The following is an 18,719-nucleotide window of genomic DNA, read 5'->3' as shown; positions in this document are numbered from 1 at the left end:
CTGATCGCGATGAGGGGTCCGTTCACGCCGGAATCGAGCGGGGATGCCCAGGTCGCCGGTGTTGCGAGCGGCCCGTTCGCGCAAATCGGGTGCGAACGGGCCGCTCGCGTCACGCGGAGTGCGACGTTTTCGGTGGGCGTCCGTAGACTGGGGGAGTGCGTCTAGCTCGTATTGCTCATCCCAGTGGTGTCGCGTTCGCTTCGATCGAGGGCGAAGGTGACGATGCCCAGGTGCTGGAGATCGCGGAACATCCGTTCGGCCAGCCGAACTTCACCGGCAAAAGGTGGCCGCTCGCCGATGTTCGGCTGCTCGCGCCGATCCTGCCGTCGAAGGTGATCGCCGTCGGGCGGAACTATGCCAAGCATGCGGCGGAGTTCGGCAACGAGGTGCCGTCCGCGCCGATGCTGTTCATCAAGCCGTCCACCACGGTCATCGGTCCGAACGTGCCGATCCGGCGACCTTCGGACGTAGGCCGGGTCGATTTCGAGGGCGAGCTGGCGATCGTGATCGGCCAGCCGGTGAAGAACGTGTCGGCGGCGCGTGCGTCGCGTGCGATCCTCGGCTACACCGTGGCCAACGACGTCAGCGCCCGGGACCTTCAGAAGTCCGACGGGCAGTGGGGGCGGGCGAAGGGCTTCGACACGTTCTGCCCACTCGGCCCGTGGATCGACACGTCGGCCGACCCGGCCGATCTCGCGCTGCGCAGCGAGGTCGACGGGGAACTCAAGCAGGACGGGCGGACTTCCGACCTCGTGCACAAGGTGCCCGAACTGGTGGAGTTCGTCTCCCGGGTGATGACCCTGCTGCCCGGCGACGTCATCCTGACCGGCACGCCAGAGGGTGTCGGTCCGATCGTCGACGGCCAGTCGGTGTCGATCACGATCGACGGCATCGGCACGTTGACCAATCCGGTGCAGGACGTCTGACCGGGTTTTCGCCGTTGTGCGGCCACGGTCCCGGAGTTGCCGGGCCGTGGCCGCTTTGCTCGGTGATGGTCTTGGCTGTCGTTGCCGTTCAGTGGCGACTTCCTGGTCGAGACGCTGTTCCTGGGTGGCTGAGGTTGTTTGCCGCTGGATGGCGAATCGGCGATCGGGTTGGTGTCGGCCGGGTTCGTGGCCGGAGTTCCGAGCTTGCCGACGGGCCGCCCACGGGTGTTGCCGCTGAGTGGCGACGGGCTGGTCAAGCCTAGGTTGCGGGGTGGGAAGGGTGGTTGGTCGGATCGGCGGGAGCTTGCCGGTCGGAGTGTTCGCCGGAGCTGCGCTGCCGAGTCGTCGCCGTTCGGTGGCGACGGTGGTTCTGGCCGTTCGGTGGTGACCGCGGTTGCGGCCGTTGAGTGATGACTGCGGTTGTCGCCGTCGCGTGGCGGGTGTGGTTGTGGCCGTTGAGCGGCGACGGCGGTTGTCACCGTTGAATGGCGACCGCGGCCGTCGCCGTTGAGTGGCGGCGGGGCGTGGGTTGAAGGGCGGCTGGGTGCTTAACGGCCGGCAGGTTCCATCGGTCGGCGGGCGAAGGGCGGTGCCATTTCGGGGCGGAAGCCTACGCCCAGGAGGTGTGCCGGTATGGCGGACAGCCTCGGGAAAAGTGTGAAGAGCCTGACCATCGCCGGCGGTGGTTGGTTGCGTTCACCGGCCATTACCGGGCGCATGACTTCTCGGTGCAGCAGCCGCTGCAGGGTTTGGACAGCGATCGTCGGCAGGAGGCGACGGCTGCGTACGGCTGCGAGTTCCTTCGGCGTCGGTTGGCCGTGGAGAAGGCTTTCGGCCAAGAGGGTGGCTGCGCCGACTGCGTCTTGTACCGCCAGGTTGATTCCGACGCCGCCGACCGGCGACATCGCGTGTGCTGCGTCACCAATGCACAGCAGTCCGTCGACGTGCCAGCGGTGCAGCCGGTTGAGCCGGACGTCGAGGAACTTCACGTCGTCCATCGACTTCAGCTCGTGGGTGCGGTCGGCAAACTCGGGGCAAAGATCGGCAACGCTCTCGCGGAAGCTCTCGATGCCCGCCGCTCGGAGGTCTTCACCCTTCGGCGCGAGATAGGCGATCTGGTGGTAGCCCTTGCGTGGCAAGGGGATGGCGAACCGGCGGTTGTGTATCCGCGGGACGAGCATGCCGCCGGGCTCGTTTTCGTGCCGGGAAATCCGGAACCACCACGCGTCGAACGGTGTGTCGTATTCGTGTGGTTCCAGCCCGGCCGACTCGCGGGCCAGAGACCAGCGCCCGTCGGCAGCGATGACCAGGTCGGCTTCGAGAGTTCCTTCCGTGCCGCCTGCGGTGCAGTAGCGCACTCCGGACACCCGCCGGTCGGCACGCAGCAGCCCGGTCATCTCGGTCTCGAGCCGCAAGGTGAACGTCGGCTCCTTCTGGGCGGCCTCGGCCAGCAGATCGAGGAAGTCCCACTGCGGCACCATCGCGACGTACGGGTGCGGCACTTTCAGCCGGGACAGGTCGGCGATCTTCATCACGCCACCACCGTCGACCGGGAAGCCGACCATCTGCACCTCGGTGTGCGGCAATGCGTTGAACTTTTCCCCCAGCCCCAGCTGGTCTAGCAGCGTGAGCGTGGACGGGTGCACGGTGTCCCCGCGGAAGTCGCGCAGGAAGTCCGCGTGCTTCTCCAGGACCGTCACCTCGACGCCGGCGCGCGCCAGGAGCAAGCCGGCCACCATGCCCGCCGGTCCACCGCCGACGATCACGCACCCCGTGTGTTCGGTCATTCCCCTCAGCCCCCCTTTTCATCGGACGTTGAATAAGGAGCATGCGCCTCGGAGAGTGGTGGCGTCAACCCGAGGAGTAAGAATCTCTTCGCGGAGGGGTATCGGGTCGGTGGCTGTGGCGGCGGATCGGCTGGTCGGGTGGGTGGCTGGGGTGTCTCGCCGTCGTGGGGTCGTGCGGGTTGTGTGGTCACTCGGTTGGGTGGTCGTGCGGGGTTGCTGGGGCGCAGGCTCACGCGTGGGGGCTGGAGTCGATCTGGCTGTGGGCACCGAGCGGGCTTTTCGGATTGATTTGGATAGTGAATTGGAAATCGTGGTCGCTGGGTTGGTGTTCTTGCTTGTGACGGGTTTCGAGGTTGACGAGTGGCGCTTACCGGGTGCTCGATGTGGTGTGGCGGTCGTGAATCGATCATTTCGGTGGCTGTCTATTGATGATCTGATGGCATTTGTACTGCGTGTCAATGAAGGATGGCTGAGGCTTTTCTGGGTTGTTCCCCGGTGGCGTGTGGCTGTCGTGAGGTGAGTCGTGATGGTGATCTATTTACGGCGCGTCGTGGGTCGTACATGCGAGTTGCTTGATCAATTGGCGGCGGGGGCTTGGGCGAGATGTGCTCGATGTCATGTGTGGCGTGTGGAGTGTGACTTCGGTGTGTGGCGCAGGCGTTCGGTGTGGAGTGAGCGTGGCGTGTGGTTGTGTCGAATTGCTCGGCTGTTCGAGTGATGCGGTGGGTGATTCGGGGCTGAGACGGGTGGGGGCCGGGGTTTCCGGATGGTGCGGAGTGCTCGGTGCGGCCGTTGTCCGGCAGGGTGTTCGGGAGCGCGGTTCGGGTGGGCTGCCGGGGGCGTCGAGGGGAGGGGAATTCGTGGGGTAGCAGTCGGGCCGCTGGGCTACGGCTGTTCGGGCGAGTGTGCGGGGAGGACTTGGCGACTTTGAGTACCCGGAGTAGGTCTGGTGCGCCGGAACAGCGCAGTGCCAATCACCTTTTTGGCTGCGTTGCGAACGCGGTGAGTGCCCTAGCCTCACTGGGTGGATTTTGCCGCGGCAGCGCCGACCCCCTCGAGAACCTGGCCGTCCGGCGCTTCCGGGCGGGCGCCGTGGGTGCCGCCTGAGTTGCGGCTGGTGTGTCTCGACATCGACGACACCTTGATCGACTGCACCGCCGCGATCCGGCGGACGTTGCAGGCGCTGACCGGCCGCGGCGATCTCTGGCCGCTGTGGGACTTGATCACCGAGGAGCATGTGGCGCTCGTCGTCGCCGGGAAGCTGGACTACGACGTCATGCATCACCGGCGTACCGAGTGTTTCCTTGCGGAGCTGGGAATCGCCGCCGATGCGACGCAAGTGGCCGCGTTCGAGGCGCGCCGGCGGGAGACTTTGGCGCGTTCCTGGCGGTTGTTCGACGACGTGCTGCCGTGTCTGGAATGGTTGCGCGCCGCGGGGCTGCGAGTCGCCGCCGTGACGAACGCCTCAGGCGCACATCAGCGGCGCAAGATCGCCGAACTCGGGTTGTCGCCGTTTTTCGACCACGTCGCGATCGCGGGGGAGATCGGCGTTGCCAAACCGGATCCGGTGATGTTCCGTTCGGTCTGCCTCGCGCTCGAATGCGCGCCGGAACAGACGGTGCACGTGGGGGACAAACTCGATACCGACGCCATTGGCGCCCGCGACGCCGGGCTGGGCGCGGTGTGGCTCGATCGCGACGGGACCGGGCTGGTCGGTGAGCGGGCGCCGGACGGGGTGTACACCGTGTTCGGGTTGGGGGAGCTTCCTGAGCTGCTGGTTTCGGAGTACGCAACGGTCGGGGTGCCGGTCCAGCGCGCGGCCGGGACCCCCGCTGCGCGGGTCCGTGGGGGCGTGTTCTAGTATTTCTCCTCGTGCGGTGCTGAACCGGCTAAGCTGGGAAAGCGCCTCACTGGGGTATGGTGTAATTGGCAGCACGACTGGTTCTGGTCCAGTTAGTCTAGGTTCGAGTCCTGGTACCCCAGCTGCGGAGAGACCCCGGTCGGAGATCGGGAAAAGGCTTCTGGTAAGTTATCTCTCGCAAGAAAGGCCCCGGAAACGGGGAAAGTTCCTAGCCCCCGTCGTCTAGCGGCCTAGGACGCCGGCCTCTCACGCCGGTAGCGTGGGTTCGAATCCCATCGGGGGTACCCGTTCAGTGTTGCGCAATCCACCGTCAGAGAGATCATCTCGGGCGGTGGTTTTGTGTGTCTGAGCAGCGAGGATGGCTGATGATCCTGCGCGGTCCTCGGGCGCGCTTCCGCTGCTCGTCGTGCCGGGAGGTTCGACGCGTCGGCCAGGATGGTGACGTCGAGCTGCGGTGCGAATGGCTCGGTTAGTTCGCAGTGTTCTCCCTCACCCTCGGTGCTGTTGTGGAGCTTCTCGAAGAGCCCTTGGACGAGGCTCGGCGACGGATGCGCTGCGAGGTCGGCCGGTACTGCTGGTCGTAGACAACGCTGTTGGCGGCAGAAGCCGTTGCGGGTCGGTGATGATCGGGTGCCCAGTCCAACGCGATCGCTTGCCGGGCGATGGCGCGGACCTCCTCCGGGGGCCGACCCAGAGTTGTTGTTCGACGCGGGGGTGATGTCCGGCGGTCGGCGGTGGCGGGGTCTCATCGGGTCGGTGGCGATGGGCGGGGAGCGGATGGTCAATCCCACAGCCGAAGATCTGGTGATCGTGGAAAGACAGTGCGCTGCCTGGGCAGACCACGACGTTGGGGCAGGGCGAGGTCATTGCTCGTAATGGCCAGAGCCGGACGGGCGTGGGACCCAGCTGACACGGCCGCCGCGGCGGCCGAGTCGGTGGGTGTGGCCGAGTCGGTGGGTGTGGCCGAGTCGGTGGGTGCGGTGGACGCGAATCCAGGCCTACCCGAGTGCCAAGACTTCTCCGCGGCCGGCGCTCTGGGCGACCAAGGCCCGGTACCGTGCAAGCCATTTCGCGGCGCCGAACCCGACCACGCCGACCAGGCGTTCACCCGCGAAGTAGCCTGTCACGGTTACTTGATCACGCCGCCGGTGAGGCCGTCGCCTTTCAGCGGCAACACGGTGTCGGCCAGCTCGGGACGTCCGATGCCCTGGAGCTTCAGTCCGAATTGATCCGACCAGAAGTACGGCACGGTCTGTGGCGGGCGTGCGGCACCGACGATGTCCCGCGCGACGATTGTGGCCTGGTCTGTGGCGCTGGTCCAGTGCTCGTACCGGAAATGCCTGCCCCGCACCGGATCCTTCCAGTTCGCGACGTCCCCGACCGCCCATACCCCGGGTAGGTCGAGCGCCCGGCCGGATGTGTCACAGGCGATCCCGTCCGCCACATCGAGACCTGACCCGGTCAGCCAGTTCAGCGCCGGTGCGGCGCCGACGCCGGTCAGCACGACGTCCGCGACAAGCCGCTTGCCGCCTGCCAGTTCGACGGTGTTGGCGTCGACGAACCGTGCCAATCTGGTACCCAGCCGCAGATCCACCCCACCCCTCGGTGATCAGGCCGCCGGCCTCGCGGCCGAGCGCGCGTTCACAAGGCACCGGCAGGGCCTCGATGAGGTCACGCGCAGGCCGCGGGCGACCGCGCCGCTCGCGACCTCGGCGCCGATGAAACCGCCGCCGACCACGAGCAGCGACGTCGCACCCTGCAACGCGGACCGCAGCGACAACGAGCCGTCGAGAGTGCGCAGCGTGTGCACCTGGGCGGGCTGGCCGGGCAGTTTGCGCGGCTCGGCACCCGTCGCGATCACGAACGCGTCTGCCCGCAGGGGTGCCGTCAGCGAGTTCCACTGCGCCTTCACGCATCGCGACGGCCGGTATCCCGAAATTAGTGCTGACGCCGAGGTCGGCGAGGGTACCGGGGTCTCGCAGTACGACCCGGTCCGGCTGCCATTCGCCTGTCAGCAGCTGTTTCGACAAAGGTGGCCGCGTGCGGTTCGGCGCCGACGAGGCTGATCGAGCCCTCGAGGCCCGCGCCGCGCAGCTGCTCGACAGTTCGTAGACCGCCGAGCCCGGCACCGATCATCGCGACGTGCCTCGGTTGACTCACACCGGCCTCCTCGCGCACTTTCGGATCATGGTGAATCTCGCCAGCGGGGCGAGCTTTCCTCGTTGAGAGGGACTCCGAAGTCCGCTCCGGGATCGCGCCAGACCGAGTGTGCGTGGTTGGCGTTCCTGGCGGTGTTGTCCCACTCCGCGAGGATCCGAGGGCTCTGCAGGCGGAAATAGTGGGGCGCGCCCCGATGAGTCGGGCCGGCCCACGCGAAGTGCACGGAGTCCAGGTCCAGCGGCACGGCCAGTCCGTCGCGCACCCGGTCCTGGAAGCCGGCGACCAGCTGCGCGAGCAGCGCACGCTGGTCCTGGTCGAGTTCCTTTCCGCTGATGCCAAGGGGAGTTCGCCGCAGAGCCATCGCCTCGTGGTCGCTGGGTCCGTAATCCGATTCGCGCGCGGCCGCGTCGACCAGGTCCTGGACGCGCGCTCGCAGGTCCGGATCGTGGAAGTGGCCGCGCCACACTTCCGTCAGCGGGAGCATTCGGTCACCCTCGGCAAGGCGGCCGCGGTTGCCGCCGATGATGTCCGACGGTGCCCGGTCGTGCACGACCGCCCTGGCCGCCAGATCCCGGCCGAGTGACCGGACGAGTGCCCGCGCGGTGTCCTCGATTCCGCCGAGCGGGCGCAGCAACCCGCCGCCTACCAGGGATGTCGCCGCGGGATCCGCGCCGAGGAACAGTGGTGTCGCCGACCGCACCGCACCGTCGGCGACCAGCACGTTGACCGAGATGTGATGCCCACCGAAACGCCAGCTCCAGGGCGCCGGTCGCGCGGGGTCGCCGAACACCCGCAGGTGATATCGGCCCGGATCCCGGCCGCGCTCGTGGCCCCAGTCGACGGCGAAGCCTTCGACGCGGTCCAGCTCGTTCTCCAGGCCGATCACCGTGGTCACCGTGGCGTAGCCCGCGGGGGAGAGCGCCGCGGCCAGCAGCCGCATGACGAGGCGTTGCTGGGTCGGTGATTGCGCGCCCAGGGTGAGCCCACCGTGATCGGTGGGTGTGTTGTAGTACCGCCGTCGGCGCTCTGCCTCGGTCTGGGGATCGGTCCCCGGGGCAGGCCAATGGGCCACAGCGCGTTGCTCGCGGCTCAGCGTTGCCAGCCACGCGCTCGCCGCGGCTGCGATCTCCCTGGCCACCGACACGGTCATCGGTCACTCCCACCTGGTCCTTCGCCCAGGACCTTCCGGCACGCATCGACGTTATCGGTCACCGCCAGCCGAAGCTGGTGGTATCACTGCCGAAACACACGATGCCGTCGCCGTCGCCGACCGCGCGGGCGAATTCGGCTCGGGAGCCCGTCACGGGGACGTGCGGGATGCCATGGCGGGCACAGGCTGCACGATCGTGCGGAGTGCGTCCCGCACGTCCTGCGCCATGCCGTCGCTGGTGATCGAACCGCCGTAGTCCGCGACGTGTCTCATTGACCGGCGAGGTCGACGTGGCCGGGTGTGACCAGGTCGATGCCGGGCACGGCGAGGTTTTCGTCCAGATTGGACAGTGCGGCGACGTGTTCGATCTGGACGATGCAGACTACGTCGTCGGCGCCGGACAGATATCCCGGGCCGCGTTCCAGCAAGTTGCGCACACCGCCGACGCTCCGGCTTCCCCGCGGTGGGTAGCGGCGCGCCGCGCGTCCCCGGCGTTGTTCACCAGGGGGCACCATCACGCCGTCGGCACCCTGATCGAGTACCCACTCGATCTGGTCCGGACGGCCGGCGGCCACCCGTGCGACGGCCGCGGCCCCGCACGGCGCCGAGGACGGCCGTCGATCTCGCGCTCGACGCCTTCGGGCGCATCGACTCGGTGTACAACGCCGCCGCCGTCCTGATCCCGACCGAGGCGGTGACGGCACCGGCCGAAGAATTCGTGCAGCAGTTGATGGTCAACGCCGTCGGCACGCTCAACGTATGCCACGCGACGGCGGCGGCGTTACGCAAATCCGACTGCGCGGCGATCGTCAACACCTCCTCGGTGGTGGTCGACATCGCCGGCGCCGGCCGTGGTCTCGACGCCGCGTCGAAGGCGACGATACCGCCGTTGACCCGGCACCTCGCGCTCGAACTGGGGCCCGAGGTCCGGGTGAACGCGATCTCGCCCGGGCACACCCTCACCGAGATGACCGAGGACCTCTACCGCGGCCAGGGCGCGACACTGGAGGACGGTCTCCGCAAACTCGGGAGCAACGTGATGCTCAAGCGGGTCGCCACACCTGAGGACATAGCGGGAACCGTCTGCTTCCTGCTGTCGGCGGAGGCGTGCTACGTGACCGGACAGGTGCTCACTGTCGATGCCGGCATGACAGCGGTGTGATCGATGCGGCGCCCCGCGGAAACCCAAGCCCCACAACCGAATACCGGATAGACGGACGGTCCCGCACCCCCGGAAGGGATGCGGGACCGTCCGGAGAACGCTCCGTCAGAGACCGGCGAAAGCCGTGTCCACGAACTGCTTGTGCTGGTCCGCCCACTGCTTCGCGGCGGCCTTCTCCTGGCCCTTCGCGGCCTTCTGGATCGCGTCCTCCAGGGAGCCGAGATCGGCGTCGCTCATCTTCAGCTTCTTCGCGACGTCGGTCAGCGCCGGGAAGTCCTTGCCGAAGCCCTTGCGGCCGATTGCGTGGATCTGCTCGCCCTTGCCCATCGCGCCCTTCGGGTCCTGCAGGTCCTTGAGCTGGTAACGCGAGTAGGCCCAGTGCGGGTGCCACATCGTGACCACCATCGGCTTCTGGCCCTTGATCGCGCCGTCCAGCGCGGCGAGCATGGCGGTCGTCGAGGAGTTCTGCAGGGTGACGCTGCCCTTCAGATCGTACTGGGGGAGCACGGCGTTCTGCACGATGTCGCTCTCGCCCGCGCTGGCCTCGATACCGGTGATCTTGCCGTCGAACTGGCCCGCCTTGTCCTTGAGATCGGCGATGCTGTTGACGTCCTTGACATACTCCGGGACGGCCAGGTTCAGCGTCGCCTTGTCGTACCAGACGCCGAGGTCTTCGAGCTGGTCCTTGTACTGGTCCCAGTACTTCTTGTGCGTCACCGGCAGCCAGGAGTCCAGGTACAGGTCCACGTCGCCCTTGGCGAGGCCGGCGTAGATCGGGCCCGCGTCGAGCAGCTTCGCCTCGACCTTGTAACCCTTCTCCTCCAGCACCGTCTGGTACAGGTTGGTCAGGGCGATGTCCTCGTCCCAGCCGATGTAGCCGATGGTGATGGTCTTGGCTTCCTGGGTGTTGCCCGATTCGCCGGCCCGGCCGCCGCAGGCGGTGGTGAGGCCCACCAGCGCCGTCATCGCGGCCCCGGCCGCGAGGATCCGGGAGAGCCGTTTCGTTGTCCGCATCGTTCGTCCTTTCTTCACAGGCAGTGGGTGCTCAGGCGGCCGCGGTACGGCGGCGGGCCCGGCCCACGGCCGAGCGGGCACCCAGCGTCGAGGTCAGCCGGTCGAGGTAGATGGCCAGCACCACGACCCCGATCCCGGCCTCGAAACCCTGGCCGATCTTGAGGCTGGTGACCGCGGCGTAGACCTCGGCGCCGAGGCCGGGGGCGCCGACCATGCCGGAGATCACCACCATCGACAGCGACAGCATGATGATCTGGTTGATGCCGGCCATGATCGAGGGCATCGCCAGCGGGATCTGGATCTCGGTGAGGATCCGCCGGGGCGGCGAGCCGAACGCCTCGCCGGCCTCGACCATCTCCGGGTCGACCTGGCGGATGCCCAGCTCGGTCAGCCGGACCCCGGGCGGCAGCGCGAACACCACGGTGGCCACGACCCCGGGCACCGGCCCGATCGAGAAGAACACGACCACCGGGATCAGGTAGACGAACGAGGGCAGCGTCTGCATGAAGTCCAGTACCGGTTTCACCACCCGGCTCACCGACGCGTTGCGGGCCGCGGCGATCCCGGTCGGGACCGCGATGAGCACCGCGACCACCCCGGCGACGAGGACCTGGGCCAGCGTCTCCATCGCCGAATGCAGTTCGCCGAGCCCGTCCACCAGCGCGAAGCCGATCAGCGAGCCGGCGCCGAAGCGCCAGCCGCGGGCCCACCAGCCGAGTGCGGCGAAAATGACCACCAGCACCAGGGAAGGCAGCCAGGTCAGCCCGGAGGCCAGCCCGTTGACCGCGCCCTTGACGACCGTGTCGACGAAGTCGAAGAACGGTCCGATGTTGTTGGTCAGCCAGTCGACGATCGAGGCGAACCAGTCGCCGACCGGGATCCGCGGCACGTGCCAGCCGTCGGCGAGGAAGAGCTCACGCATGCGCGTCCACCTCCTCTTCCGCTTTTTCGGGAATGCTCAGCGAACGCAGCAGCGACTGCTGGGTGACCATGCCGAGCAACGCGCCGTCCCCGTCCACCACGGCCACCGGTGCCGGCGCCGAAGCGGAGACGCCGAACAGGTCGGCGACCGGCGTTTCCGGTGTGGTGCGCGCAGCTTCGCGGTCCACTGCGGCGGCGAGCGTCGCGTCGCCGCGTTCGGCTGCCGCCGACACTGCGCTGCGGGTCACGGAGCCGGCGAACTTGCCGCCGTCGGTGACCAAAGCCCCGGTGAGTTCGTGCCCGAGCATCGTTTCCCGTGCCTGTGCCGGGGAAGTGTCCGTGGTGAACGAAACGCCCGCGGGCTCCATCACCGTCGCCGCGGTGAGCACCCGGGTGCGGTCGACATCGCGCACGAACTTGGTGACGTACTCGTCGGCCGGCGCGGTGAGCATTTCCTGCGCCGTCGCGACCTGCACGATCCGGCCGTCGCGCATCATCGCGATCCGGTCGCCGAGGCGCATCGCCTCGTTGAGATCGTGCGTGATGAACACGATGGTCTTGCCGAGCTGCCGCTGCAGGATCAGCAGCTGATCCTGCATCTCCTTGCGGATCAACGGGTCCAGCGCGCTGAACGCCTCGTCCATCAGCAGGATCTCGGTGTCCGCGGCGAGCGCGCGGGCCAGGCCCACCCGCTGGCGCATGCCGCCGGAGAGCTCACCCGGCAACCGGTCTTCCCACCCGGCCAGGCCGACCAGCTCCAGTGCTTCGGCAGTACGGCTGAGCTGCCGTTCCCGCGGGGCGCCCTGCACGCTCAGCCCGTACGCGACGTTCTCCGCGACGGTACGGTGCGGGAAGAGCGCGAAGTGCTGGAACACCATACTCATCCGCTGCTGCCGCAGTTCCCGTACCTGCGCCGGGGACAGCGCGGTGAGGTCCTGCTCGTCCACCAGCACCCGGCCGGACGTGGCCGGCAGCAGCCCGTTGAGCGTGCGCAGCAGGGTTGACTTGCCTGAACCGGAGAGTCCCATGACGACGAAGATCTCGCCGCGCTCCACGGTGAACGAGGCGTCGATCACCGCCGCGGTCACACCCCGGTCCAGTTCCTTGCGGTCGATCCCGGTCTCCAGCCGGCGCACCGCTTCGGCCGGACGGCGGCCGAACACCTTGTACAGCTTTTCCACTCGAACTATCGGCAATGGTCTCTCATGTCCTCGAGCTCCGGTCGTTGCCGGGCGACATGATTGCATAATCTGACACCTGCCGGTGCGGTGCTGGATACCGGTTAACCGGCCAGGAGCGGTTTTCGTGACCCGGTGCCGACTTCGGCCGCGCCGGATACGGACTCCGCGTCATGGTGCCGGAAGTAGTCGTAAAAGCCGGTTTGCGCAGGCAAAACGGGCGCGTTTCCCGGGGTGTTTCCGGGGTGGGGGCGGGTGGCCGCCACGCGCGCTCGTCACGTTCGGGTAACAACCGGAATTCCCTTGTGTGCTGGGGGATTTCAGACGTGACGGGGGACACTGCCCGTGTACGGATAGTGCTGAAATGGATACGGAAAGGAATGGCTCACGGTCGGCCGGGAATCGAAAACCCGGCCCCTGGGGCCGGCTTGGCCGAGAGGGTTTCGGGGCGCCGGAATCGGGCTGGTGTGCTGGGGACGGCGTGGATTCACGGTAGGTAAACCGCGGGAAAGTGCGCATTCGTACCGAATTTTATGGCCGTTTCGACAATGCGGGCCCGGCCGATTCGGAGTACTCGGAAGTGGTGCCGCCCGGTCCCGGGAACCCGCCAGGGTCCCGGCAAAGTCGGTCTGTGAAGGGGCCCTTCACAGACTCAGAGTCCGTGAAGGGCCCCTTCACAGACCTCCGCGGTCTGCGCGGAGCCCCCACACCGACTTTGCCGGCACCCTGCGGGAACCCGCGGAGACGGAAACAGGCCCCGTCCGGGCGTGGACGGGGCCTGTTCCGATGCCGGTGAAGAGTGTTACTTCTTCTTCGCGGCGGTGGTGCGCTTGGCGGGCGTGGCCTTCTTCGCGGTCGCCGTGGTCCTCTTGACGGCCGGCTTCGCCGCGGCCTTGGTGGCGCGCGTCGTGGTGGCCTTCGCCTTGGTGGCGGTCGCCTTCGCGGCGGTGGCCTTCGCGGTCGCCTTGGTCGGCGCGGCCTTGGTGGCCCGCGTCGTGGTGGTGGCCTTGGCCTTCGTCGCGGTCGCCTTGGCGGCGGGCGCCTTGGCGGCCGTGGCGCGGGTGCGCGTGGTGGCCGGCTTGGCGGCCGCGGCGCGGGTGGTGGTCGTCGCGGTCGCCCGGGTGGCGGTCGCGCGCTTGACGGCGGTGGTCTTCGGCAGTTTCTTGGAGCCGGAGATCACGTCCTTGAAGGTGGTGCCGGCGCGGAAGGCGGGCACGTTGGTCTTCTTGACCCGCACGGACTCACCGGTGCGCGGGTTGCGCGCGGTGCGAGCGGCGCGGGCGCGCTTCTCGAAGACGCCGAAGCCGGTGATGGTGACCTTCTCGCCCTTGTGGACGGTGCGGATGATGATGTCGACGAGACCGTCGACGGCTTCCGCGGCAGCCTTCTTGTCGCCAATGCGCTCCGACAGCGCCTCGATCAGCTGGGCCTTGTTGGCCATTCCAGTTCCTCCAACCAGAACTTGGTTTTCTACGGCCATAAGGCCGAACGAGGTCATTATCACCCACCGCCTTGGCAAGTCCAATCGGGACCTGGCATTTTCGGGTGAGATCGAGGTGTTAGGCGTACCCCGCGCGGGCGGCGGCTTCCCCGCGCCGGAACGCTGGAGTAGCTCGAAATCGGCCCGTTCGGTCCGATGTAGACGGCCTCTGTGCTGGGGTTTTATCGAAGTGGACGGGTCGGCGCCGGATGTGGGCCGGGTGCCGGGCCGGTGCGGGGCAAGCGGATCGGAACCGGTGGGGCGAAGTTTTCCGTGCGGCGTGTCGCGATCCCGGCCGGTGGCGGCACCCCGGTACCGCGGACCGCGGCCGAGCACTGCGGCGGGCACGGTGCCGATCGGTCTACTGAGGACGATCGGGCCGGAGAAAGGGCCGCCTCGCCGCCGCGGAGGCGGGGAGACGGCCCGTCGGTGGTGGGAGCGCCCGGGGGTCAGAGCCGTTCTTGCAAAGCGTCCGCCGCGGCGAGCAGGTCGGCCGCCCAGCGGGCACCCGGTTTGCGCCCGATGCGCTCGATCGGCCCGGAGACCGAAACGGCGGCGACCACCGCGCCGGAGGAATCCCGGACCGGGGCCGAGACACTGGCCACTCCCGGCTCGCGCTCGGCGACACTCTGCGCCCAGCCACGGCGGCGTACTTCGAGGAGGGTGCGCTCGCCGTACACCGCGTCCGCCAGGATCGTCCGCTGGGTGTGCGGATCCGACCATGCGGCAAGGACCTTCGCGCCCGAGCCCGCGGTCATCGGCAGCCGGGAACCGATCGGCACCGTGTCGCGCAGCCCGCTCGGCGGCTCCGCGGTCGAAACGCACACTCGCTGCACGCCGTCGCGGCGATAGAGCTGCACGCTCTCGCCGGTGATGTCGCGCAGCTTCGGCAGGACCGAACTCGCCGCGTCCAGCAACGGATCGGTCGATCCGCCGGCCAGTTCGGCGAGCGCGGTGCCCGGCCGCCAGCGCCCGTCCGGTCCGCGCCGCAGCAGCCGGTGCACCTCCAGCCCGACCGCCAGCCGATGCGCCGTCGCCCGGGGAAGACCCGTGCGGGTGCACAGTTCTGCCAGGCCACAGGGGTCCTCCGCGACCGCTTGAAGTACGGCCACGGCTTTGTCGAGTACTCCGATACCGCTATGCTGTCCCACGACGCGATACTAACTTCCCGTACTTTGGGAAGTCCAGAATCTGGGAAAAACCGGACCCGGGGCGCGGCTCGCCCCGCGCTCACCCGAGTTCCGTGCTCCCGGCCGATCCCGTGGAAGGAGCCGGAGAATGACCACCACCACCGGCAAGGCCCGCACCCTCGCGGAAAAGGTGTGGGACAGCCACCTCGTGCGCCGAGGTGAAGGCGCCGAGCCGGATCTGCTCTACATCGACCTGCACCTGGTGCACGAAGTGACCAGCCCGCAGGCGTTCGACGGGCTGCGGATGGCCGGGCGCGCCGTGCGCAGGCCCGATCTCACCATCGCGACCGAGGACCACAACGTCCCCACCGTGGACATCGACCGGCCGATCGCCGATCCGGTGTCGCGCACGCAGGTCGACACGCTTCGCCGGAACTGCAAGGAGTTCGGCGTCCGGCTGCATCCGATGGGCGATGCCGAACAGGGCATCGTGCACGTCATCGGACCGCAGCTGGGCCTGACCCAGCCCGGCACGACCGTGGTGTGCGGGGACAGTCACACCTCCACGCACGGCGCTTTCGGCGCGATGGCCTTCGGTATCGGCACTTCGGAGGTCGAGCATGTGCTCGCCACCCAGACGCTGCCGTTGCGGCCGTTCAAGACGATGGCCATCACCGTCGACGGCGCGCTGCAGCCGGGCGTCACGGCCAAGGACGTCATCCTCGCCGTCATCGCGAAGATCGGCACCGGCGGCGGGCAGGGCTATGTGCTCGAGTACCGCGGCAAGGCCATCGAAGAGCTGTCGATGGAAGCCCGGATGACCATCTGCAACATGTCCATCGAAGCCGGCGCGCGGGCCGGGATGATCGCCCCGGACGAGACGACCTTCGCCTACCTCAAGGGCCGTCCGCACGCCCCGCAGGGCGCCGACTGGGATGCCGCGGTGGCCGCCTGGCGCGAGCTGCGCACCGACGAGGGCGCGGAATTCGACGCCGAGGTGCACCTCGATGCCGACGCGCTGACCCCGTTCGTGACCTGGGGCACCAATCCGGGCCAGGGACTGCCGCTGGGCGCCGCGGTGCCCGACCCGGCCGCGATCCCGGACGAGAACGAACGGTTCGCCGCGGAGAAAGCCCTGTCCTATATGGATCTGGTGCCCGGTACCCCGCTGCGCGAGATCGCGGTGGACACCGTCTTCCTCGGCTCGTGCACGAACGGCCGGATCGAGGACCTGCGCGCCGCCGCGGAGGTGCTGCGCGGGCGGCAGGTGGCCGGTTCGGTGCGGATGCTCGTGGTGCCCGGCTCGATGCGGGTGCGCAAGGCCGCCGAGGAGGAGGGGCTTGACGCGGTCTTCACCGCGGCGGGCGCCGAATGGCGGCAGGCGGGCTGCTCGATGTGCCTGGGCATGAACCCGGACCAGCTCGCCCCCGGCGAGCGCAGCGCCTCCACCTCCAACCGCAACTTCGAAGGCAGGCAGGGCAAGGGCGGGCGCACGCACCTGGTGTCGCCGCTGGTGGCCGCCGCCACGGCCGTGCGGGGCACCCTGTCCTCCCCGGCCGACCTGACCCCGGCCACCGCCTGAGCGGCCGTCCCGAACCCCGAGAGGAGCTCCCACCATGGAACCGTTCACCCAGCACACCGGCATCGGGGTGCCGCTGCGCAGGTCCAACGTGGACACTGACCAGATCATCCCGGCGGTCTATCTCAAGCGCGTGAGCCGGACCGGCTTCGAGGACGGCCTGTTCGCCGCCTGGCGCGGCCAGGAGGACTTCATCCTCAACACCGAGCCGTTCTCCCGTGGCTCGGTGCTCGTGGCCGGACCCGACTTCGGCACCGGCTCCTCGCGTGAGCACGCCGTGTGGGCGCTGATGGACTACGGCTTCCGGGTCGTGATCTCGGCGCGCTTCGCGGACATCTTCCGCGGCAACTCCGGCAAGGGCGGCCTGGTGGCCGCGCAGTGCGAGCAGGCCGACATCGAACTGCTCTGGAAGCTGCTGGAGAACGAGCCGGGCACCGAGGTCACCGTCGACCTGGAGACCAAGACCGTACGGGCCAAGGACTTCACCGCGGCCTTCCGGATCGACGACTACGTCCGCTGGCGGTTGCTCGAAGGGCTCGACGATATCGCACTGACCTTGCGCCATGCCCAGGAGATCGACGCGTTCGAGTCCGCGCGGCCCTCGTGGCGGCCGGTGACCCTGCCCGCAGCCACCTCCTGACCCCGCCGCCGGGGCACGAATTCCCTGCTCGGAAAGGGAATCCGGGTCCCGGCGGGCAGGCTCTTCACCCGCACCGGACGGCAGCTCCCGGGTCCCTCGGGAGGCGGAACAGTACCCGGGACAAGGGAAATTTCCGCGTGCCGTTTGGAATTTGTGCTGCGTTGGTAATACCGTGTGCGTTAGTCGGCCGACGTGGCCGTGGACGAAGAGTTCTTCTTGGAGGACTGGAATGGCCAACAAGGCCCAGCTGATCGAGGCGCTGTCGGAGCGTCTGGGCGACAAAAAAGTTGCTTCGCAGGCGGTCGACGGTCTCGTCGACATCATCATCCGGACGGTCAACAAGGGCGAGAAGGTGAACATCACCGGCTTCGGGGTGTTCGAGAAGCGCGCTCGCGCCGCCCGGACCGCGCGCAACCCGCGGACCGGTGAGTCCGTGCGGGTCAAGAAGACCAACGTGCCCGCCTTCCGCGCCGGCACCACCTTCAAGGACGTGATCTCCGGCTCCAAGAAGCTGCCGAAGGCCACCGCGGTCAAGCGCGCCACCAGCGCGAGCACGCGGACGGCCGGCACCACGCGGGCGACCGCGGCCCGCCCGGCGGCCACCACGACCCGGACCCGCGCCACCGCGGCGAAGGCGCCCGCCAAGGCCACCACCACCCGGGCCGCGAAGGCGACCACGACGCGGGCGGCCAAGCCCACCGCGGCCAAGGCCACCACCGCGAAGGCCACGACTTCGCGCGCCACCAAGGCGACCGCGACGCGGGCGACCGCGACCAAGGCCACCACGACGCGCGCCACCAAGGCCGCGGCGAAGCCGGTCGCCAAGAAGGCCACGCCCGCCAAGCGCACCACGGCGGCGAAGAAGAAGTAGTAAAGCGCCGCTTACGGCGGTGCTTCACGGCAGGGCCCCGACCCACCCAGGGTCGGGGCCCTGCCGTGTTTGCACCGGTCTTGATCGGCCGAACGGGGGTTATCGGACGTGGTGACCGGTCCGGGGAAAGGGAACTGGGGTGGGGTTAATGGGGCACATCCCGTTCGGCGATCGAAGTAATGCGGGTGTGCGGCGGGGCGGGAAGAGCCGATCTCCGGCCAATCCGAACGGCGCCCGGAATAGCGGTGGTGATATGCGGCCGGTGGTGCCTCCGGGCGGTCGCCGGGCCGGCTCGATGATCGGCGCGGGGAGTTCGATGGTATGGGGCAGAAGCGGGTGGAATGATCGGGTGCGGGGCTTTCCCCGGAACGGTGATCGGCGGCCGGAAAGCCGGTGACCTGCGGGCGGGGTGGAAATGGTGGTGGTACGCCGAGCGCGGTGGCGGGGGGTGGGAACGTGGGGCTGGGCAGGGGAAACCGGCGTTCGGGCGGTGGGGTGTTCCCGGGTGTGCCGGCAGGGTTGTCGTGCGGAATGCGGGGGTGGGTGCGGCTGTGGTGTTGGGGGGAGGGGAACGTGCTGGGCTGCCGGGGAAGTGACCGTTGGGGTGCGTGGTGGGGCCGGTGTGCGGGTGGGTGAGTGGGCTGAGTGTTTGGGGTGGGGTGGGTGGTATCGGTCAGTGGGCTGGTAACCGGGATGTGGTGGGCGGGAAGCTCAGCCCTCACCAGACCACCAAACCCGGCGCCCTGACCCCACACCCGCCGTGTCCGGCGAACGGGGGAAGCTCAGTTCTGCGAGCTGCTGCGTTCGCGGGTCGGCGGGTTTGGTTGGACGGCTGGGGAAACGATGTCGGGGTGCGTCGT

The 18,719-nt window shown here is 68.5% G+C and carries 15 protein-coding genes, 2 tRNA genes and 1 pseudogene; 8 read left to right on the top strand and 10 right to left on the bottom strand.

Annotation, left to right across the window (positions count from 1 at the left end):
• The first annotated feature begins 155 nt into the window (after positions 1-155).
• Positions 156-926: a fumarylacetoacetate hydrolase family protein gene (locus tag ATK36_RS09000; protein WP_098510843.1), complete on the top strand. Its 771-nt coding sequence runs from the start codon at positions 156-158 to the stop codon at positions 924-926.
• 548 nt (positions 927-1,474) lie between these two features.
• Here the strand turns inward: ATK36_RS09000 and ATK36_RS08995 are convergent.
• Positions 1,475-2,713, bottom strand: coding sequence for an FAD-dependent oxidoreductase (locus ATK36_RS08995; RefSeq protein WP_098510842.1), 1,239 nt, complete (start codon positions 2,711-2,713; stop codon positions 1,475-1,477).
• Positions 2,714-3,737: 1,024 nt separating this feature from the next.
• On the opposite strand from ATK36_RS08995, the gene ATK36_RS08990 reads away from it, so the two are divergent.
• The 3 genes from ATK36_RS08990 to ATK36_RS08980 all read left to right on the top strand — a co-directional run bounded on the left by ATK36_RS08990 (position 3,738) and on the right by ATK36_RS08980 (position 4,858).
• A complete protein-coding gene (locus ATK36_RS08990; RefSeq protein WP_098510841.1) occupies positions 3,738-4,574 on the top strand; it encodes an HAD family hydrolase in 837 nt (278 codons plus the stop codon).
• A gap of 50 nt (positions 4,575-4,624) precedes the next feature.
• A tRNA-Gln gene (locus ATK36_RS08985) sits at positions 4,625-4,696 on the top strand.
• An 89-nt stretch (positions 4,697-4,785) separates the two neighbouring features.
• Positions 4,786-4,858: transfer RNA gene (locus tag ATK36_RS08980), tRNA-Glu, on the top strand.
• Between the two features lie 845 nt (positions 4,859-5,703).
• On the opposite strand, the pseudogene ATK36_RS33395 reads toward ATK36_RS08980, so the two are convergent.
• From ATK36_RS33395 to ATK36_RS08965, 4 genes and pseudogenes are all read right to left on the bottom strand, one after another.
• A pseudogene (locus tag ATK36_RS33395) lies at positions 5,704-6,435 on the bottom strand (FAD-dependent oxidoreductase).
• A gap of 324 nt (positions 6,436-6,759) precedes the next feature.
• Complete coding sequence (locus ATK36_RS08970; protein ID WP_098510840.1) at positions 6,760-7,884, bottom strand: DUF3500 domain-containing protein; 1,125 nt, start codon at positions 7,882-7,884, stop codon at positions 6,760-6,762.
• A 150-nt stretch (positions 7,885-8,034) separates the two neighbouring features.
• Positions 8,035-8,157 carry a hypothetical protein gene (locus ATK36_RS34190; RefSeq protein WP_281259034.1) on the bottom strand — a complete coding sequence of 41 codons (123 nt, stop codon included), beginning with the start codon at positions 8,155-8,157 and terminating at the stop codon, positions 8,035-8,037.
• On the bottom strand, positions 8,154-8,459 hold the full coding sequence (locus ATK36_RS08965; protein ID WP_170069672.1) for an aldolase/citrate lyase family protein: 306 nt from the start codon (positions 8,457-8,459) through the stop codon (positions 8,154-8,156). The genes ATK36_RS34190 and ATK36_RS08965 overlap by 4 nt, the downstream gene beginning before the upstream one ends.
• Before the next feature lie 2 nt (positions 8,460-8,461).
• Between ATK36_RS08965 and ATK36_RS08960 the strand changes: the two genes are divergently transcribed.
• Entirely contained in the window at positions 8,462-9,046 is a 585-nt protein-coding gene (locus tag ATK36_RS08960; RefSeq protein ID WP_098510839.1) for an SDR family NAD(P)-dependent oxidoreductase, read from the top strand.
• Positions 9,047-9,151: 105 nt separating this feature from the next.
• Here the strand turns inward: ATK36_RS08960 and ATK36_RS08955 are convergent, their stop codons facing one another.
• From ATK36_RS08955 to ATK36_RS08935, 5 genes are all read right to left on the bottom strand, one after another.
• Entirely contained in the window at positions 9,152-10,060 is a 909-nt protein-coding gene (locus ATK36_RS08955; RefSeq protein ID WP_098510838.1) for a glycine betaine ABC transporter substrate-binding protein, read from the bottom strand.
• Between the two features lie 31 nt (positions 10,061-10,091).
• Positions 10,092-10,982 (bottom strand): ABC transporter permease, encoded by an 891-nt coding sequence (locus tag ATK36_RS08950; protein WP_098510837.1) that lies wholly within the window; start codon positions 10,980-10,982, stop codon positions 10,092-10,094.
• Positions 10,975-12,162: a quaternary amine ABC transporter ATP-binding protein gene (locus tag ATK36_RS08945; RefSeq protein ID WP_245914532.1), complete on the bottom strand. Its 1,188-nt coding sequence runs from the start codon at positions 12,160-12,162 to the stop codon at positions 10,975-10,977. Before ATK36_RS08945 ends, ATK36_RS08950 begins: the two co-directional genes overlap by 8 nt.
• A gap of 799 nt (positions 12,163-12,961) precedes the next feature.
• Positions 12,962-13,600 (bottom strand): HU family DNA-binding protein, encoded by a 639-nt coding sequence (locus ATK36_RS08940; RefSeq protein WP_098510835.1) that lies wholly within the window; start codon positions 13,598-13,600, stop codon positions 12,962-12,964.
• 488 nt (positions 13,601-14,088) lie between these two features.
• On the bottom strand, positions 14,089-14,790 hold the full coding sequence (locus ATK36_RS08935) for an IclR family transcriptional regulator (RefSeq protein ID WP_051792855.1): 702 nt from the start codon (positions 14,788-14,790) through the stop codon (positions 14,089-14,091).
• Positions 14,791-14,917: 127 nt separating this feature from the next.
• Between ATK36_RS08935 and leuC the strand changes: the two genes are divergently transcribed.
• From leuC to ATK36_RS08920, 3 genes are all read left to right on the top strand, one after another.
• Positions 14,918-16,351 carry a 3-isopropylmalate dehydratase large subunit gene (gene leuC / locus ATK36_RS08930; protein ID WP_098510834.1) on the top strand — a complete coding sequence of 478 codons (1,434 nt, stop codon included), beginning with the start codon at positions 14,918-14,920 and terminating at the stop codon, positions 16,349-16,351.
• 34 nt (positions 16,352-16,385) lie between these two features.
• Complete coding sequence (gene leuD, locus ATK36_RS08925; RefSeq protein WP_098510833.1) at positions 16,386-16,988, top strand: 3-isopropylmalate dehydratase small subunit; 603 nt, start codon at positions 16,386-16,388, stop codon at positions 16,986-16,988.
• A gap of 229 nt (positions 16,989-17,217) precedes the next feature.
• Positions 17,218-17,859, top strand: coding sequence for an HU family DNA-binding protein (locus tag ATK36_RS08920; protein ID WP_098510832.1), 642 nt, complete (start codon positions 17,218-17,220; stop codon positions 17,857-17,859).
• Positions 17,860-18,719: the final 860 nt, after the last annotated feature.

This window comes from Amycolatopsis sulphurea (assembly GCF_002564045.1).
Lineage (GTDB): Bacteria > Actinomycetota > Actinomycetes > Mycobacteriales > Pseudonocardiaceae > Amycolatopsis > Amycolatopsis sulphurea.
This window is presented reverse-complemented; position numbering and strand designations above follow the sequence as displayed.

What these genes read in the sequence shown, in the direction of transcription:
- ATK36_RS08995 (WP_098510842.1), bottom strand. Translation starts at nt 2,713, where the DNA reads ATGACCGAACACACGGGGTGCGTGATCGTCGGCGGTGGACCGGCGGGC.
- ATK36_RS08970 (WP_098510840.1), bottom strand. Translation starts at nt 7,884, where the DNA reads ATGACCGTGTCGGTGGCCAGGGAGATCGCAGCCGCGGCGAGCGCGTGG.
- ATK36_RS34190 (WP_281259034.1), bottom strand. Translation starts at nt 8,157, where the DNA reads ATGAGACACGTCGCGGACTACGGCGGTTCGATCACCAGCGACGGCATG.
- ATK36_RS08955 (WP_098510838.1), bottom strand. Translation starts at nt 10,060, where the DNA reads ATGCGGACAACGAAACGGCTCTCCCGGATCCTCGCGGCCGGGGCCGCG.
- ATK36_RS08950 (WP_098510837.1), bottom strand. Translation starts at nt 10,982, where the DNA reads ATGCGTGAGCTCTTCCTCGCCGACGGCTGGCACGTGCCGCGGATCCCG.
- ATK36_RS08940 (WP_098510835.1), bottom strand. Translation starts at nt 13,600, where the DNA reads ATGGCCAACAAGGCCCAGCTGATCGAGGCGCTGTCGGAGCGCATTGGC.
- leuC (WP_098510834.1), top strand. Translation starts at nt 14,918, where the DNA reads ATGACCACCACCACCGGCAAGGCCCGCACCCTCGCGGAAAAGGTGTGG.
- leuD (WP_098510833.1), top strand. Translation starts at nt 16,386, where the DNA reads ATGGAACCGTTCACCCAGCACACCGGCATCGGGGTGCCGCTGCGCAGG.
- ATK36_RS08920 (WP_098510832.1), top strand. Translation starts at nt 17,218, where the DNA reads ATGGCCAACAAGGCCCAGCTGATCGAGGCGCTGTCGGAGCGTCTGGGC.